General features: G+C 42.1%; 14 protein-coding genes. All 14 read right to left on the bottom strand.

The features are described 5' to 3' along the window. Positions 1-33: 33 nt before the first annotated feature. The 14 genes from sigE to UP17_RS07275 all read right to left on the bottom strand — a co-directional run bounded on the left by sigE (position 34) and on the right by UP17_RS07275 (position 16241). Positions 34-753, bottom strand: coding sequence for an RNA polymerase sporulation sigma factor SigE (gene sigE, locus UP17_RS07340; protein WP_053345247.1), 720 nt, complete (start codon positions 751-753; stop codon positions 34-36). Between the two features lie 59 nt (positions 754-812). Continuing rightward, on the bottom strand, positions 813-1739 hold the full coding sequence (spoIIGA, locus tag UP17_RS07335) for a sigma-E processing peptidase SpoIIGA (protein ID WP_061462335.1): 927 nt from the start codon (positions 1737-1739) through the stop codon (positions 813-815). Between the two features lie 519 nt (positions 1740-2258). Then, positions 2259-3416: a cell division protein FtsZ gene (gene ftsZ / locus UP17_RS07330; RefSeq protein WP_061462334.1), complete on the bottom strand. Its 1158-nt coding sequence runs from the start codon at positions 3414-3416 to the stop codon at positions 2259-2261. Between the two features lie 44 nt (positions 3417-3460). Next, a complete protein-coding gene (gene ftsA / locus UP17_RS07325) occupies positions 3461-4759 on the bottom strand; it encodes a cell division protein FtsA (RefSeq protein ID WP_061462333.1) in 1299 nt (432 codons plus the stop codon). A gap of 260 nt (positions 4760-5019) precedes the next feature. Then, positions 5020-5385 (bottom strand): small basic family protein, encoded by a 366-nt coding sequence (locus UP17_RS07320; RefSeq protein WP_061462332.1) that lies wholly within the window; start codon positions 5383-5385, stop codon positions 5020-5022. Further along, the gene (locus UP17_RS07315; RefSeq protein ID WP_061462331.1) at positions 5385-6095 is read right to left on the bottom strand and encodes a DUF881 domain-containing protein; all 711 of its coding nucleotides are present in this window, start codon (positions 6093-6095) and stop codon (positions 5385-5387) included. Before UP17_RS07315 ends, UP17_RS07320 begins: the two co-directional genes overlap by 1 nt. 42 nt (positions 6096-6137) lie before the next feature. Next, positions 6138-6830 (bottom strand): DUF881 domain-containing protein, encoded by a 693-nt coding sequence (locus UP17_RS07310; protein WP_081108753.1) that lies wholly within the window; start codon positions 6828-6830, stop codon positions 6138-6140. Then, positions 6817-7599 (bottom strand): cell division protein FtsQ/DivIB, encoded by a 783-nt coding sequence (locus UP17_RS07305; protein WP_061462329.1) that lies wholly within the window; start codon positions 7597-7599, stop codon positions 6817-6819. Before UP17_RS07305 ends, UP17_RS07310 begins: the two co-directional genes overlap by 14 nt. 137 nt (positions 7600-7736) lie before the next feature. Then, positions 7737-8645, bottom strand: coding sequence for a UDP-N-acetylmuramate dehydrogenase (murB, locus tag UP17_RS07300; protein ID WP_061462328.1), 909 nt, complete (start codon positions 8643-8645; stop codon positions 7737-7739). A 359-nt stretch (positions 8646-9004) separates the two neighbouring features. After that, positions 9005-10111: a stage V sporulation protein E gene (gene spoVE / locus UP17_RS07295; protein ID WP_061462327.1), complete on the bottom strand. Its 1107-nt coding sequence runs from the start codon at positions 10109-10111 to the stop codon at positions 9005-9007. A gap of 156 nt (positions 10112-10267) precedes the next feature. After that, positions 10268-11620 carry a UDP-N-acetylmuramoyl-L-alanine--D-glutamate ligase gene (gene murD / locus UP17_RS07290; protein ID WP_061462326.1) on the bottom strand — a complete coding sequence of 451 codons (1353 nt, stop codon included), beginning with the start codon at positions 11618-11620 and terminating at the stop codon, positions 10268-10270. Next, complete coding sequence (mraY, locus tag UP17_RS07285) at positions 11621-12598, bottom strand: phospho-N-acetylmuramoyl-pentapeptide-transferase (RefSeq protein WP_061462325.1); 978 nt, start codon at positions 12596-12598, stop codon at positions 11621-11623. It lies immediately after the preceding gene. A gap of 89 nt (positions 12599-12687) precedes the next feature. Beyond that, the gene (locus UP17_RS07280; RefSeq protein ID WP_061462324.1) at positions 12688-14160 is read right to left on the bottom strand and encodes a UDP-N-acetylmuramoyl-L-alanyl-D-glutamate--2,6-diaminopimelate ligase; all 1473 of its coding nucleotides are present in this window, start codon (positions 14158-14160) and stop codon (positions 12688-12690) included. Between the two features lie 158 nt (positions 14161-14318). Then, complete coding sequence (locus UP17_RS07275) at positions 14319-16241, bottom strand: stage V sporulation protein D (RefSeq protein ID WP_061462323.1); 1923 nt, start codon at positions 16239-16241, stop codon at positions 14319-14321. Positions 16242-16613 lie beyond the last annotated feature (372 nt).

Raw genomic sequence — 16613 nt, 5'->3', positions numbered from 1 at the left:
TTGATTTAATTGGCATTTATCCACTTTATTTTTTTACACCATTTTATTAAATTCTTTTCGAAGCCTCTTAATAATCCTTTTTTCCAAACGTGAAATGTAAGATTGGGAAATCCCCAGCATATCGGCAACATCCTTTTGGGTTTTTTCCTCTCCGCCTGCAAGTCCAAACCGAAGTTCCATTATCTGTTTTTCACGCTCGGATAACTGCGTAAGTGCTTTCGTCAACAGCTTGCGGTCAACGTTTGCCTCGAGGTCTTTCGTGATAATGTCATCGTCAGTTCCAAGAACATCGGATAACAGAAGTTCATTTCCATCCCAATCAATATTCAGGGGTTCATCAAAAGAAACTTCAGAACGGATTTTATTATTTCTTCGTAAATACATTAATATTTCATTCTCGATGCATCTCGAAGCATATGTAGCGAGTTTAATTTTCTTTTCAGGATTGAATGTATTCACAGCTTTGATCAAACCTATGGTACCAATGCTAATTAAATCTTCAATATTGATGCCCGTATTTTCAAATTTCCTGGCAATATAAACAACCAGTCTTAAATTCCGTTCAATTAAGATCGATCGTGCAGCTTCATCGCCCTTGGGTAATTTATTGATCAGTATTGCCTCTTCTTCCTTTGAAAGGGGCGGTGGCAGTGCCTCACTCCCTCCTATATAAAATATTTCGTCCGTTTTCAATCCGAGCTTGAACAATAGTTTGTACCAAAAATAAGTGAGCCGAAGAATGAATTTCTTCAAAATAATTCTCCCTTCTAATAAACGGATTATGGGTCTAAATTTAGAGTGAATCAAAAAGTTCAGGAGGCATTTTGCACCGGTATCCCGGTTAACATTTTCGGATGAACGATAGATTGATAGCTATTGTCGGGAGAGAGTTGCTGAAAGGTAAACGATACGAGACCCTGCTTAACATGATATTCTTTTTCTCCTTTTAAGATTTTAATGTAATCCGGTTTGATTGCGGTTAACAGCTGGTGTTCATGACCAACGACTTTAAAAGGGATGACACGCATTCTACCAGTCCATGAATACTCGGGCTGTACTTCCTGGCTAATCAGGTTATCAGGGTTTTTAAAGAGCTCTAGCATATCGTCTGGAATTCCCGCTTCCCCGCCTGAAAGTGAAATGATCATGACTGGGGAACGTGTAATCGGATCATATAATTGATTGCCGCTATCCACCAATCCATGAAACGTACCTTCAAAGTCAGAAATTTTAACCGAGACCGAAACCATTTGTTCATGCGAAAGCTTTGTCATCTCCATCCCTTCAAGTGTCCTCTTGGAAAATTGCCAAGCGAGCGGGAAGCCAATCATTACAAATATCCAGCTGACAGGGTCACCAAAACGATTGATTCCTGCATATTGGCCAGGGTCCTTGGAAACGATTTGAAATTCAAATAGGTAGTGAAGTCCAAGAAGGATTCCCCCCGATAAAAACGTCACAAAATATAAGGTGGCCACCGATTTCATAAAAAGTTTTAACCTATTAAGCCCAAAGGTTGCCAGCACCATGACCAGGGATACTAAAATCTTCATGTACACTCGGTCGGCAATTGCATAAAAAGGAGTGAATGCCAATACGATAATGAGGGAGCCTATCAGCCCGCCGATGCATACCCGCCAAAGAGCTACCCTTCGTTTGAGGATGATGGCGGTCCAATATAAAAGGAGGCAATCAAATAACCAATTCAATAACCAGATCACATCTAAATATAAGGTCAAATACCTACCCTCCTTTTAAGAGCTAACCTTCCACTAGCAAAAAGTATAGCGTACCTGCCCTAAGAAAGTGTGTCACTTTTTGTACTGAAAACTTAAGAGTTTTTCAGTCATTTTTACCCTTTTTGTAGAAAAACAGCTATTGATATTTTCAATACTGTCTTAGAGTCTATCCTGCTCCCTTTTACTTCTGTCGATTTATGTTATAAAAGTTTAATAATTTCTCGATGCTCTTTTCTTTTTTCATTTACGTATGAAAAGTGAACGAAAGCTTAACGAAAAGAGGGTACTTACCCCAGATACTCCATCATGCAGTGGAAACAGGTCTTCCACCGCATAGGGACATTTAGACATCAATCAAGGATGCTATTATTAAGATTTCAGCTGGCCTTGGAATCGAGTGAAATCGCTCGAGAAAAGTCCCATTATTCCAAAGTCCTTGGAATCGAGTGCTTTTTTAGGCATGCATCTTTTAAACGGCAAAAAACCGTCCCCAAATGGGAACGGCATATGACGTCGATATTAACGACGTCTATTACGGTTACGGAGGAAGGTTGGAATGTCCAAAGCCTCTTCACCTTGATTAGCATTACGTGCAGGCTGTTCATTGACTTCTTCTCTCTTCACTTCACGCTTCACGTTTGACTGTGGCGTTTGTTGTGCCTGAGGTCTTGATTGCTGCTGTTGTCCGAGTGTGGGACGTCCAGTAGGCCTTATTGAAGCTTCAACCTCGTTAAAGCCTGTGGCAATCACTGTAACAACGATTTCATCTTTAAGGTTTTCATTGATAACCGAACCAAAAATCATGTTTACGTCTTGATCGGATGCAGTAGCCACGATATCGGCCGCTTCCTGGACTTCAAAAAGACTTAGGTTCGTTCCACCTGTTATATTCATCAGTACGCCTTGGGCACCATCAATCGATGTTTCAAGCAGCGGGCTGGAGATGGCTTTTTTTGCCGCCTCTGCTGCACGGTTTTCCCCGGAGGAAATCCCGATTCCCATAAGAGCGGAACCTTTGTTGGACATGATGGTCTTAACATCGGCAAAGTCCAAGTTAATAAGACCAGGAACTGCAATTAAATCTGAAATCCCTTGTACCCCTTGACGCAGAACATTATCGGCTTCACGGAACGCTTCAAGCATTGGCGTGCTTTTATCGACGATTTCAAGAAGACGGTCGTTCGGAATGACGATTAGTGTGTCAACCGATTCCTTCATGGATGAAATGCCGCCTTGAGCCTGTGTTGCACGTTTTCGGCCTTCGAAAGTAAATGGACGAGTAACAACACCCACTGTAAGAGCCCCTAAATCTTTAGCAATGCCAGCGATGACAGGAGCCGCTCCCGTACCAGTACCGCCGCCCATTCCAGCAGTTACGAATACCATATCGGCACCTTTAAGCGCTTCTTCAATCTGCTCTTTGCTTTCTTCTGCAGCTTTTTTTCCTACCTCCGGATTGGCGCCTGCACCTAAACCGCGTGTAAGCTTCCCACCGATTTGCATTTTAATTTCTGCTTTTGATAGATTAAGTGCCTGTGCGTCTGTATTGACAGAAATAAACTCGACACCCTGTACACCATGCTCGATCATTCTGTTTACCGCATTGTTTCCGCCGCCGCCAACACCTATTACTTTTATCGTTGCTAATTGTTCTAAATTAGAATCAAACTCCAACATGACAATCCTCCTATTTTGACGAAATTCCCGATTCTTAATGATTGTTATTCAAAAAAGTAACCCAGGATTTTTTTGAATTTAGATTCACCTTTTTCACCTTGGTTTTTAGCCGTGTTCTCTTTGCTTTTCTGAGAAACCTTTTGGCTGCGCTGGTCATTATCTTCTTGTGCTTGTCCAGCTGCTACAGGAGTTTTATTAGCGGTGTTTTTTTGCATTCTCTCTTTCTTGCATGCGTGTTTAATCAGACCAACAGCTGTCGTATAATGTGGTTCCCTAACACCGATGTAGTTCGGTTCAGCTGTCCTGACGCGGTTTTGGAACACATATTGAGCAAGCTCCAGGACTCCCGGCATCTTAACTACGCCCCCGGTCAACACAAAACCACCCGGAATATCCTGGAAGCCAAGTCTTCTCAAGTCATCTTGAATCAACTCGAATATTTCGGTCACACGCGCTTCAATGATATCCGAAAGCATTAACTGGTTGCAGGGCTGCTGCTGGTCGCTGCCGATGATCGGTATTTGGAATACTTCATCTTCAGACGCGTCATCATAAAAGGCATGTCCGTGCTTTACCTTTATTTTCTCAGCTTCTTCCATCGTTGTCCTTAGAACGATTGAAAGATCCTTCGTAAGTGTTTCCCCGCCTATAGGTATAACAGACGTATATTGTAAATAGCCTTGTTCGAAAATTGCAAGAGTCGTGGAACCTCCCCCAATATCGACAAGTGCCACACCAAGTTCTTTTTCATCCTTGGATAAAACAAGGGAACCTGCGGCTAAGGGCTGAAGAGCGATATCGGTTATTTCTAACCCTGCCCTTTCCACACAACGCAGCGTATTATGTAAAATTGTCCGAAGACCTGTGATTAAAATCCCTCTCATTTCCAACCGAACACCTATCATGCCCCTTGGATCACTGATTTCATCAAGTTCATCAACTTTGTAATGAATCGGCACCACGTCGATAATTTCCCTGTCGGACGGTATCGTTATTAACTCCGCCGCTTCCCTGACACGGAAAACGTCATGCTCAGTAATTTCTTTATTGTCACTGGATACCGCTACTACCCCATGACAAGGCTGAAGCGTCACGTGATTTCCACTTATACCGACGATTACCTTTGTTATCTCCATCCCAATCATCCGTTCTGCTTGTTCGACAGCCTTTTGAATGGATTGGACGGTTTCATCTATACCGACGATTGAACCCTTTTTGAGCCCTTCTGATTTAACATTTCCAACGCCGATTATATTTAATGTGTCATTGACCATTTCCCCAATGATAACTTTTACACTGGATGTACCGATGTCAAGACTTACGTATATTTCGTTGCTGTTCATTCCATGGCACCTCCTTCAGGTTTTACATGTATTAGTAGAATAACATTTTTATATCTAAAGACTTATTCATTATAAAATAACAGAACTGATTACAAAAACTCGCTAATTCATTATGCGGTTCATTTATCATTTCCCAAACAAACTCGTAGATTCTTCTGTTTTCAAGTGCTTATTGTTCGCTTCTCAACATAACTGATATCATTTCTAAACTAGATACTGCCATAAACTATTCGTCATTTACAACTTAATTCCCTTTAAAATTATAGATTTTTTTTCTGCTTTTTCCGGGAAATGGACCATTTTTCAATTAGTATCCTTCTAATCAGGGCGATATTTTGAAAGAGCCTTACGCCGAACACAAAGATTGCGGCTAAATACAAGTCTACACCAAGATGTACACCTAGAAAAGCCAAACCTGCGGCCAAAATAATATTAAAGAAGAATCCTGTTACAAATACAACTTCATCATAAAGGTTTTGCAGATGAGCCCTTATGCCTCCAAATAAGGTATCAAAAGCAGCAAGCACGGCAATGGAGAGATAATTTGAATATTCATGGGGGATATCGAAATCCACAAAAAAACCAAGGGTGATTCCAATCAAGAGTCCAAAAACTGGCAACCACATTACGATTCCCCCCCATCCATAATGGGTTCCATATGTTCCACATTAATAGCATTTTGGTAGGCCGGCAATGTCAACTCACCAGAAGGTGCCTTAATCAGCACTTCAAAATTATCTATAAAGAAATCATCCATAAGTTCAGATCCTTCAATACGCTGCTTCAATTTCGTTGGATTAACGGTAATTGCCTTTATTTCGACCGGGTAATCAACTAGAGGGTATCCGTCTATTTTCGGCTGCCCATTTATATCACGAATAACAGATGTTGAAATATACCTTTGTCCTGAAATGGAAATTTCGTCAGCGCCAAACCTATACATTTCATTTATGAGCCGAATGATCAATACAGGTGAAATATACTCGATCCTCTTACCAAGAAGGATTTCTTCTTTTATAGGCTGTATAGACACGATTACCCCTTTACCTTTTATTTCAGTCAAACCTGCATCAGTCTTTAATTCGGTCAGGGTGTCACGTAATACTTCCTCTTTACTCTCATTTTTCTTTGTTTCATAGGATGCAATTTTCCCCTCAAGCTTACTGATACCCTCTATTAATTCCGCCTGGGTCTGCTGTTCTTTCAATAAATCATTTTTCAGCTCCCACATATCCCTTGTATCGGAAACGACAGGGTGATTCACCAAATTGAATTGAATTGCGAGCATGAAGCCAGCAATCAACGTAACCAAACTAAAAGAAAGCTTTTTTTTCATTTCCAGCTTCTCACCAATCTTTCATCGAATCCGGGGATCTAATCACCCTCCAATAATTGGATCAAAAATGATATTCTTTTGCTTTTCCACTGTAAAGATAATATTCTCATTAACAAGCTGTTCCTTTATGCCACCGGGTAAGTCCAGTGAAGCACCCAGGACATCAGGGTCCCCAATCGCAGAAATGATAAATGGAGCTGGATGCTGATGGCCATCGATTGTGATCACAGGCCCATTACATACTATGTAAGAATCATGATTTAACCTTTGACCGTTAATCGCAACAGCCTCTGCACCTGATATGTATAGTTCATTGACGACCTTGAAGACATGCTGTTCATGAACCAGGTAGTTATTAACATTGGCCTCTGAGTCCATATCTGTACCATCTTCAAGAGTCACCTGAAGGCCTGTGCCTTTCACTTTCACTTTTCCAAGAAACATCCGGTATTTTTCCGTATCCTTGGCCAAATTGAAAAATAACTGCTTTTCCTGCGCTAGGTCTTTTTCAATTTTGGATACATTTTCTTGCTTTTGAAGGAGTTCATTCTGAAGATCCCTGTTCTGTTTCTCTTGTTCGATCAGTTGCTGCCTTAGCTCATATTCCTGATCCCAGGCTTTATCCTTCACTACTCCTTTACCATCTTTGGTCAGATTGTAAGAGAAGGCAATCATAAATCCGAGAACAACGCAAACTAGGGGTAAGACCACCCGTTTGCCATTAATTTTCCTCATTGGTGCCTTCCTTTTGTTCAGCGTCTTCATATGCTTTAAAATAAGAACCCACTTCCAGATCAATGACTCCCTTTACCTTTGGATCCAACTGGCTGACAATCGATGGGTAGTGGATCATTTTCTCGTATAAAGTCCGGCTTGTCGCACTTACTTCAAACCCATCGTTCATAAACATGACGATATGGTAGTCATCGGTTTTGGTTGGAGCATAATGAATTTCAGATATGGCATTCTGAATCTCGACAGGAAGCTTGTCCAGCTCTTCTAAAAGCAACTTTAATGCTTTACCCTCTTTGAAACCAATTAAAACCGGGGCAAATACTGGAATTTCGCCTGTTGCTAATTCCTCCAAAACCGACCCGTTTTCCAAAATTGGAGCAAACTTACCATTATTGGACAGATATGCCATCCTATTATGTTCCGAAACCGTAATTTTAATGGAATTAGGAAATACAGGTGTTACCTGTACGCTTTTTATTTCCTTATTTTTTTTGATATTAGCGGCGGCGGTCCCTGTATCAACCTTCCAGATGCTTTGATCCTTCTTCACCTTACTCAATTTAATGATCTGCTTGGAAGTAAAATAACGATTCCCCTCTACCTGCACGGATTTCACGTAGCTCAACGGGGATAAGAAATACAGCACACAAGCAACCAGAATGAAGAAAAGGGAAAGCAAAAGAACAAGTCGCCTGTTTGCTTTGCTTTTTCTTAATTGTTTTAATTTCGGGATGCGGTCCTCAATGGAAACGATTTTTCCCTTTTCCATCCCATTCACCTCTTCCTGAAAAAATGGATGGTTTATGACACAGTACGATTCAAGACAAACTTAAAATTTGTTTTTAATAAACTTTAAAAGGTATCACATTATAACACAATATTTGGATATAAAGAATAAATCCTCTGCTATTTCCGGCCGATAATTTCCACTTCTGTTTCCATTTCAATTTCAAATTTATCATACACAGTATCCTTCACATGCTGTATCAAGGCTTGAACATCCGCAGCACTTCCAGTACCTGTGTTAACGATAAAGTTTCCGTGCATCGGTGAAATCTGCGCTCCGCCAATCGAGTGTCCCTTCAGGCCGGCATTCTCCACCAATTTACCTGCATGATGTGGGAGTGGATTCCTGAATATGCTACCGGCACATGGCAGATTATACGGCTGGGTTTCTTTTCGATAATTCTTGTTATTCTGCATTCTTTCAACGATTTCGGTTTTATTACCCTCTGTCAATTGAAAAATGGCCTCCAGTACGATTCCAGGTCGTTTCTTTTGAAGTAGAGAGGTTCGATATGAAAACTCCATTTCTTCCTTCGAAAGCCAAGCTAGGGTTCCATCTTCAAAAAGGACATGCGCCTTCTTGAGGATTACACTCATATCGGAACCGTGCGCACCAGCGTTCATATAGACAGCTCCGCCGACCGAACCTGGGATCCCACTGGCAAATTCCAATCCTGCAAATCCTTTTTTACTGATTTGAACGGAAAGGCTGACAAGTGACACCCCAGCTCCCGCTTTAATCTCGCAGCCATTCAACTCGAAATGATCAAGTCCCTTACCCAATTTAAGTACGGCACCTTCAATTCCGCCATCACTTACAAGTAAGTTCGAGCCCCTGCCAATCGCCCTCCATGGTATCCCATGTTCTTTGATGACCTGCATCGTTTTTTCTATATTTTCAATGGATGATGGCACGATGAATAAATCAGCCGGCCCCCCAATTTTCATAGTTGTATGATTCGCAAGCGGTTCTCGTTCAAGAACTTTGCCGATTTTCATTTCAGTTAATTGCTTTATCACTTTATCCATGATAAACCTCCTTGTTGTTCCAAAAATCCCAAGTTATGATTTTCATTTCCTCTTACATGAGGTCATTTATTTTACAAGATTGATAATACCTTTTAAACAGAAAAATGAGCAGAAGCAAGCCCCGGTACGGCCTAACCCTCTTATACTATAGTCTAAACAAAGCAGTATTGCCAATATTTATTATGGATTCCCCCACATTCATACATGGTAATATTTAAGCGGCATTTCATTTATTTCTAATTTCCGGCAAGGTATCCTCCAAAATCAGTTTCCTGCAAGGGTTTTTATCGTAAGAATAAAAAAAGGAAAACCCTGCGTTTAACAGGGCTTCCCTTTGCCAACCATATATTTTTCTGATGTCAAAACCTTGAATAACGGCTAATATTCAGGAGCACTCCGATCGCCATCAACATAAGTGTCAAAGATGAACCGCCATAACTTAAAAGAGGCAAGGTGATACCCGTAACTGGCATCAATCCCGTTACTACCCCTATATTGATCATCACTTGAATGGCGACCATTGCAATGATTCCCACCGCTACAAGGCTCCCATATAAATCAGGGGCACCAAGTGCGATCCGTATGCCCCGCCAAAGCATGAGTGCAAATAACAATATGACCAGAGAGCCTCCGATGAAGCCAAGTTCCTCGGAAAGTATGGCAAAAATGAAATCGGTCTGCGGTTCTGGTAAATAGAAAAACTTTTGGCGACTTTGCCCGAGTCCCAGTCCGAACAATCCACCGGGCCCGATTGCATAAAACGATTGAATCATTTGAAAGCCACTGCCCAAAGGGTCTTCCCAAGGATCGAGAAAAGATGTGATCCTTTTTATCCTGTACGGCGCTGACAAAATCAGGCCGATAAAACCTACTACCCCTATTAGCCCCAAGCCGACAAAATGGCTGATTTTTGCCCCGGAAATAAAAATCATAACGATGCATGTTCCTACCATTACCGTTCCCGTTCCAAGGTCGGGCTGTAACATGATCAATCCAAATGCCAAAAACACTAAACCCAAGGATGGAAGCATCCCTTTTTTAAAAGAGGTGATCAGCTTTTGCCGTTCGGATAAAAACTTAGCCAAAAAAGCGATCATCGCTAGTTTCATGAACTCAGATGGCTGTACCGAAAAGGCACCTACACCAATCCAGCTCCTCGATCCATTTCTTGCCATCCCTATACCTGGTACAAGCACCGCCAATAACATAATGAAACATATGATGATGAGAATCTTGGCCCAAGTCCGCCACGTCCAATAATCCACATTCATGATGAAAAACATGGCTATGACGCCAACGCAGGCAAACAGCAACTGCCTTTTAGCAAAATAAAACGAATCATCAAATTTATATGTTGCCCAAATGGCACTAGCACTGTAAACCATGATTAATCCAACGGTCAAAAGACTTAAGGTGACGATAATGAGAATAAGATCGGGATTCGATTTTTTTAATGGCACGGACATCCACCTCGAGGAAGTTTTTCGAGCCTGTACGAATATAAACATCAATGCTGATTGCTTGTCAGCACTTTAGCCAAAAAAAAAGCAATAACGGCTCATTATCGCTTTTTTCCAAGGTGTCAACGTAGAAGCAGGTTCACTTCTCTTTTGCGAAAGCTCTTACTTAAGTTTATGCACGGCCTCCATAAACATGTCTCCTCTTTGCTCAAAAGTTTTATATTGATCCCAGCTTGCACAAGCAGGGGAGAGAAGAATGCAGTCGCCTTCATTTGAAAATTCAAATGCTGCCGGTACGGCCTTTTCTACATTATCGACACGTTTTATATTCGCTATTCCTATTTCTTTGGCTACCCGCTCAATTTTTTCTGCCGTTTCGCCAAAAGTTATCACGGCTTTGACATTTTTCATAGCCGGTTTTAACTCATCGAATTCATTTCCGCGATCCAACCCGCCTGCCAATAAGATGACAGGTTCCGTAAAGGATGTTAGCGCTTTGGATGCAGCTAGGATGTTCGTCGCTTTCGAATCATTATAAAACTTACGGTTTTCGATCGTCGCTACATACTGCAGACGGTGTTCCACACCAAAAAATGTTTTTAGGACAGTCTGAATGGCTTCGTTAGCGACACCCTTCAGTTTGGCCGCCGAGATGGCTGCAAGCACATTTTCCAAATTATGTTTTCCAGGAAGGGCTATCTCAGAAACATCAATGACTTTTTCTCCTCGGAAATAAACGGCACCGTCTTCAACATAGGCGCCATTCTCATGTTTCACTTCAGTTGAAAAAGGAACAAGTTCAGCCTTGGTCTTTTTCGCCATGGATAAAACGGCATCCTGATCTGCATTAAAAATCATGAAATCTGAGCCTATTTGATTTTTCGTAATCGCAGCTTTTGCTTCTGCATATTCCTGTTTGGAGCTATGATAATCCAAATGCGCATCATACAGATTAGTCAAGATCGAGATTTCAGGACGAAACTCCTCTATCCCCATTAACTGGAATGATGATAATTCAATGACGATCGAGTCATCGGATTTTGCTTTTTCAGCAACACCAGAAGCGACTGTACCGATATTTCCAGCAATAAGCGGGGATTTTTCACCGATTTTCAACATTTCGAATACCAATGTTGTCGTAGTCGTTTTTCCATTTGTACCAGTGATGCCTATGAAAGGGGCCTCACTGATCTGATAGGCCAGTTCAACTTCCGTGATAACTGGAATCCCTTTTTCCAATGCCCCTTTTACAATAGGATTCCGATAGGGGATTCCCGGGTTTTTCACGATCAACTCGAAACCTTCATCAAGTAGCTCAATCGGATGACTTCCGCAGATGACTTTGATTCCCTGTTCAAGAAGTCCTTGGGCTTCAGGATTTTCCGATAATGGCTTCATGTCATTAACCGTCACGAAAGCACCTAATTTATGTAGAAGCGAAGCTGCCATCACTCCGCTTTTTGCCAATCCTAATACCAATATCTTTTTCTCTGAATACTTTGCAGTCTCTTTCAATTATATCCACACCTCTAAATAGATTCCGAGTACCGCACACAGCAGCCCCACTGTCCAGAAAGTCACGACGACACGCCATTCCGACCAGCCAGAAAGCTCATAATGGTGGTGAAGCGGACTCATTTTAAAAATACGTTTACCAGTCGTTTTAAAAGATCCTACCTGTAAGATGACAGAGAGGGTCTCAATGACGAAGACTCCGCCAATGATTACCAGGAGGATTTCAAGCTTGGTTAACAGGGCGATGGTAGCGATGGCTCCTCCAAGTGCCAAGGAACCTGTATCCCCCATGAATACCTTTGCAGGATGGGCATTGAATACCAAAAATCCTAGTACTGCACCGACAACCGCAACAGAAAATATAGCGACATCATATTGTGACTGACTCCAGGCCAAAATGGCAAAAGCACCAAAAGCAATGGCTGATGTGCCTGAGACAAGTCCATCAAGCCCATCCGTCAAATTGACGGCATTCGAAAAACCTACCAGCCAGAAAATAACGATGAAGAGATAAAACCAGCCAAAATCAACAGCATAGTCTGTACCTGGAATCGTCAATTCAGGATTAAAACGGTCTGTCTGCTTAAAGACGAAGTAAAAGATGACCGAAATCACAATTTGTCCAAGCAGCTTTTGCTTTGAAGTCAGTCCTAGATTACGTTTCATCACCACTTTGATGAAATCGTCCAAGAAACCTAATAAACCAAATCCTAATGTAACGAATAATAATAAATAAGTTTCGGTTGATGGTTCCGAAAATTTAAAAGTCATGACAAGTGTAGCGATAGTAACAGATAGTAATATGACCAAACCGCCCATTGTGGGTGTTCCCGTTTTCTTCAGATGCGATTGTGGGCCTTCTTCCCTGATACTTTGCCCGAATTTCAATCTTCGTAAAAACGGGATGAAAACCGGCGAAAGAAGAACGGTTACTAAAAACGCCACCAAAATCGTATAAAAAATTACTTGTTCCAACATTCCTTACTCCCTCATTCCTAACACAATTCAAAATAAAATTCTGCTTGTTGTCATTTCTTGTTTGTTGACGGGACAAATTCACCGCTGGTTCATACTGAACCCAAACGACTTTGAATCGCCTTTTCTGCCTCTTCACGGTCATCGAAGTGAAGCACCTCGTCACCAACCAATTGATATGTTTCATGACCTTTTCCAGCAATTAAAATAACGTCTCCCTCATCCGCCTTGGCAACTGCATAACTAATCGCCTGCTTGCGGTCTTCGATAACCGTATATTCTTTGCCTGCTACACCAGCTTCCATATCCCGCAGGATTTGGGCAGCATCTTCACTGCGTGGATTATCCGAGGTGAAAATTGGGTCAGTCGCCAACCTGCATGCAATTTCGGCCATGATAGGACGCTTTGTCTTGTCTCGGTCCCCGCCGCAGCCCACTATCACAAAAATTTTCTTTTCAGCAAACTCACCAACAGTCTTTAGGACATTCTCTAAACTGTCCGGTGTATGGGCATAGTCAACTATGACCGGGAAGGACTGATTTGCTGTAATAAGCTCAAAACGGCCTGCAACACCTTTTATATCCTCAATTGATCTAATGGTCTCATCTAGATCGTTACCCGCGCACAGAGCGGCTGAGATGGCCGAGAGAACATTATAAACACTGAATTTACCAATTAGCTTCAGCTGAATGAAACGCTCCTCTTTGCCCGCTGTCAAGGTGAATGATGTGCCATTTGCATCAATTTTTATGTCCTTGGCCCTGATATCCGCTTCTTTGTCTATCCCGTATGTAACGACTGTAGCAGCGGTCACTTTAATGAAATCAGCTGTTGCCTCATCATCAACATTAAGAACAGCATATTTTGGACGGTTTTCTATGTAGGCATTGCCGAGCTGGGAGAAAAATAATGATTTTGCCTGCCTGTATCTGTCCATAGTTTTATGGAAATCCAAATGATCCTGTGTGAGATTCGTAAAAACGGCAATATCATAATCACAGCCATGGACGCGACCAAGCTCAAGTGCATGCGAAGAAACTTCCATAATGGCCGTGGAAACAGACGCTTCGGCCATTTCATGAAAAGCCTTCTGCAGTGTAACGCTATCTGGCGTCGTATTCTTAGTTTCGTATACCGTATCGGCAACTTTTGTATACATCGTGCCAATCAATCCTGTTTTTTCATTTCGATCCTCGAAAATCTTTTCCAATAAGTGACTGGTGGTCGTTTTTCCATTCGTACCTGTAATTCCAATCAAGCGCATCTTTTGCGTAGGATGGCCATAAAATGCATCGGCAAGCATTGCCATCGCCCTGCTTGAATCCCTGACAACGATCACGGGAACATCGAGATCGAGCGGCCTTTCTGCAATGACTGCTGCAGCTCCATGTTCTACAGCAGATTGGGCAAAATCATGACCATCGACTGTATAACCTTTTATACAAACAAATAAACTTCCGTCTATGACTTTACGGTTATCATTTTCAATGGAGGTGATATCAGGATTTTCTCCTTCATACGTAAATAAGGAGTGTAAATAAGATAGTAATTTGTGAAGCTTCATTTTTCCATCCCTCTCAACTTAATTTGAGGATTCATTATATGTGATTAGTCTTGGCTTGTCGAGAAGCCAATTTCAATTATACGGGGTTATCACGACTCCGTAAACAAAGCGGCTGATGATTCTTCAGCCGCTTTAACTATTCATATATTATTTTATACTTATTCTGTATTTTCGCCAAGATAAATTCTTATCGTGGACCCTTCTTTTACTTTAACACCTGGATCCGGAGCTTGATTTATGACTTTATCCCCATTGCCGGCAATATCCAGCTTAAGGTCGATGAGCTGGGTTTGCAACTCTTTTTTGCTGAGTCCCACAACGTCAGGTACCTCAACCATGACAGGATCCGTCCAAACAGTTTCCTTCTCAATCTGGTTTTTTCTTGGCTTGATGCCCATGGCCCTAAGTGAATCCTCCATGATATTCCCTACGATCGGAGCAGCAACGACCCCACCGAATTGCACTGTTCCTTTCGGATTATCCACCGCTATATAGACAACGATTTGCGGATCATCCGCTGGAGCGACACCAATGAATGAGAGAATATAATTATTTTCAAGGTATCGGCCATTTTCAGCTTTTTGTGCTGTACCCGTTTTCCCGCCGACTCGGTACGACTCCACGAATGCTCCTTTACCGCTCCCTTTAGCAACAACGGATTCAAGTGCTTCTCGGACTTTCTTCGAGGTTGCTTCTGAAATTACTTTTTTCTTCGCCTGCGGGGTCTTTCGCATCAGTACTTCTCCATTTTTTGGATCTACCAGTTCCTTTGCGATATAGGGCGTATACAACGTACCGCCATTCACAGCCGCCGATACCGCTGTCACCTGCTGAATGGGCGTTACGGCAACACCTTGTCCAAATGCAGTGGTTGCCTGCTCAACAGGACCCACTCGATCCATGTTGAACATGATTCCTTTTCCTTCTCCGGTTAAATCAATTCCCGTTTTTTGTCCAAACCCGAAATCATTTATATATTTAAACAGCTTGTCTTTACCAAGCCGGTTCCCTAATTCTACAAAACCAGGGTTACATGAGTTCTCGACGACTTCAAGAAAAGTTTGATCCCCATGTCCTCCGCTTTTCCAGCAATGCAGTGTAGAACCTGACACTTCCACATGTCCTGAATCATAAAAATGTTCCTTTTGTAAGTCGACCTTCCCTTCCTCCAGAGCTGCAGCAAGGGTGATGATCTTAAAAGTCGAACCTGGTTCATATATACTCCAAACTGGTAAATTGCGGTTATACACTTCTGAAGGTACATTTTGAAAATTAGCTGGGTCAAAGGTTGGCCTGCTCGACATCGCCAATATTTCCCCTGTATTCGGGTCCATGGCAATGGCAATTAGACCATCGGGGTTATATGTCGCCTCCGCATTATCGAGCTCCCTCTCCACGATTGTCTGGATTTTGCTATCGATCGTAAGCTTCAAGTTATCACCATCAACAGGGGGCTTATAGTCATCGGCCATATTTTCGAGCCTTTTCCCTTTCGCATCGGAATAAAATTTAACAAATCCTTTTTCCCCACTTAGTTCCTTATCATAAGACAATTCAATTCCCATCAACCCTTGATTATCGGAGCCCGTAAAGCCAAGAACATGCGAAAGATATTCACCAAATGGGTAATGACGCTTTGAATCTTCAGCGATATAAACACCCTTTATCCCTAATGCTTTAATTTCCTTCGCCTTTTCGTGAGATATCTTTCTGCCTTCCGGGATTCTGACGCTCATCGCCTGTTTCGTTAGCCATTGATAAGCCTTTTCCTTTGTCATATCCAATATTGAAGCAAGCTGTTCCGCCGTTTCCCCAGGATTCTCAATCTGTCTTGGGATGACATAGACTGTTGGGGCAGAAATATTCGTTGCCAGCTCGACACCATTCCGATCCAGGATTTCACCTCGTTTAGCTTCAAAAGGAATATTCCTGCTCCAGGAATCTTTAGCCAGCCCCGTCAGCTTATCCCCTAAATAAAATTGTACAATTCCCAAACGGACATCAATGATAAAAAAAACAATGATACCCACTGCCAATGCGATTGCCAGCCGTTTTCGGACAGTAACATTCGAAACACGCAAAAACAGGCACCTCCATTTCATACATGGTTCAATATATGCTTGTCTGCTCGATGCTAGACTAAGAAACTTTTAAAGAAATAAAGAGGGAATCCGTTTGGATTCCCTCTTTCAGACTGTAGACAAACTCGAGGAAAATCGAGTTTGTCTATTTTTTATGAGTTGGACAATTTGGCCGTTGATTTCCACTCCAGGCACTCGCTTTCCGCGGGCGGTCGGGGAGCCTCCTCGGCTTTCGCCTGCGGGGTCTCCCATAGACGCGCTTTTCCCGCAGGAGTCTCGTACCTTCCGTTCCAATCAACTTTGTCTTATCTTTTAGATAAACACTTTTGCCCTGAGTCGCTTTTGTTTTAAAATAGAAGTATTAAAACTTGA

This window comes from Peribacillus simplex, from assembly GCF_001578185.1.
Taxonomy (GTDB): domain Bacteria; phylum Bacillota; class Bacilli; order Bacillales; family DSM-1321; genus Peribacillus; species Peribacillus simplex_A.
This window is presented reverse-complemented; position numbering and strand designations above follow the sequence as displayed.

Bases quoted from the DNA above. Each gene is read 5' to 3' on its own strand.
- UP17_RS07280 (WP_061462324.1), bottom strand. From the start codon at position 14,160: ATGAAGCTTCACAAATTACTATCTTATTTACACTCCTTATTTACGTAT.
- ftsA (WP_061462333.1), bottom strand. From the start codon at position 4,759: ATGAACAGCAACGAAATATACGTAAGTCTTGACATCGGTACATCCAGT.
- mraY (WP_061462325.1), bottom strand. From the start codon at position 12,598: ATGTTGGAACAAGTAATTTTTTATACGATTTTGGTGGCGTTTTTAGTA.
- UP17_RS07305 (WP_061462329.1), bottom strand. From the start codon at position 7,599: ATGGAAAAGGGAAAAATCGTTTCCATTGAGGACCGCATCCCGAAATTA.
- UP17_RS07320 (WP_061462332.1), bottom strand. From the start codon at position 5,385: ATGTGGTTGCCAGTTTTTGGACTCTTGATTGGAATCACCCTTGGTTTT.
- spoVE (WP_061462327.1), bottom strand. From the start codon at position 10,111: ATGTCCGTGCCATTAAAAAAATCGAATCCCGATCTTATTCTCATTATC.
- UP17_RS07310 (WP_081108753.1), bottom strand. From the start codon at position 6,830: ATGAGGAAAATTAATGGCAAACGGGTGGTCTTACCCCTAGTTTGCGTT.
- ftsZ (WP_061462334.1), bottom strand. From the start codon at position 3,416: ATGTTGGAGTTTGATTCTAATTTAGAACAATTAGCAACGATAAAAGTA.
- murB (WP_061462328.1), bottom strand. From the start codon at position 8,645: ATGGATAAAGTGATAAAGCAATTAACTGAAATGAAAATCGGCAAAGTT.
- UP17_RS07315 (WP_061462331.1), bottom strand. From the start codon at position 6,095: ATGAAAAAAAAGCTTTCTTTTAGTTTGGTTACGTTGATTGCTGGCTTC.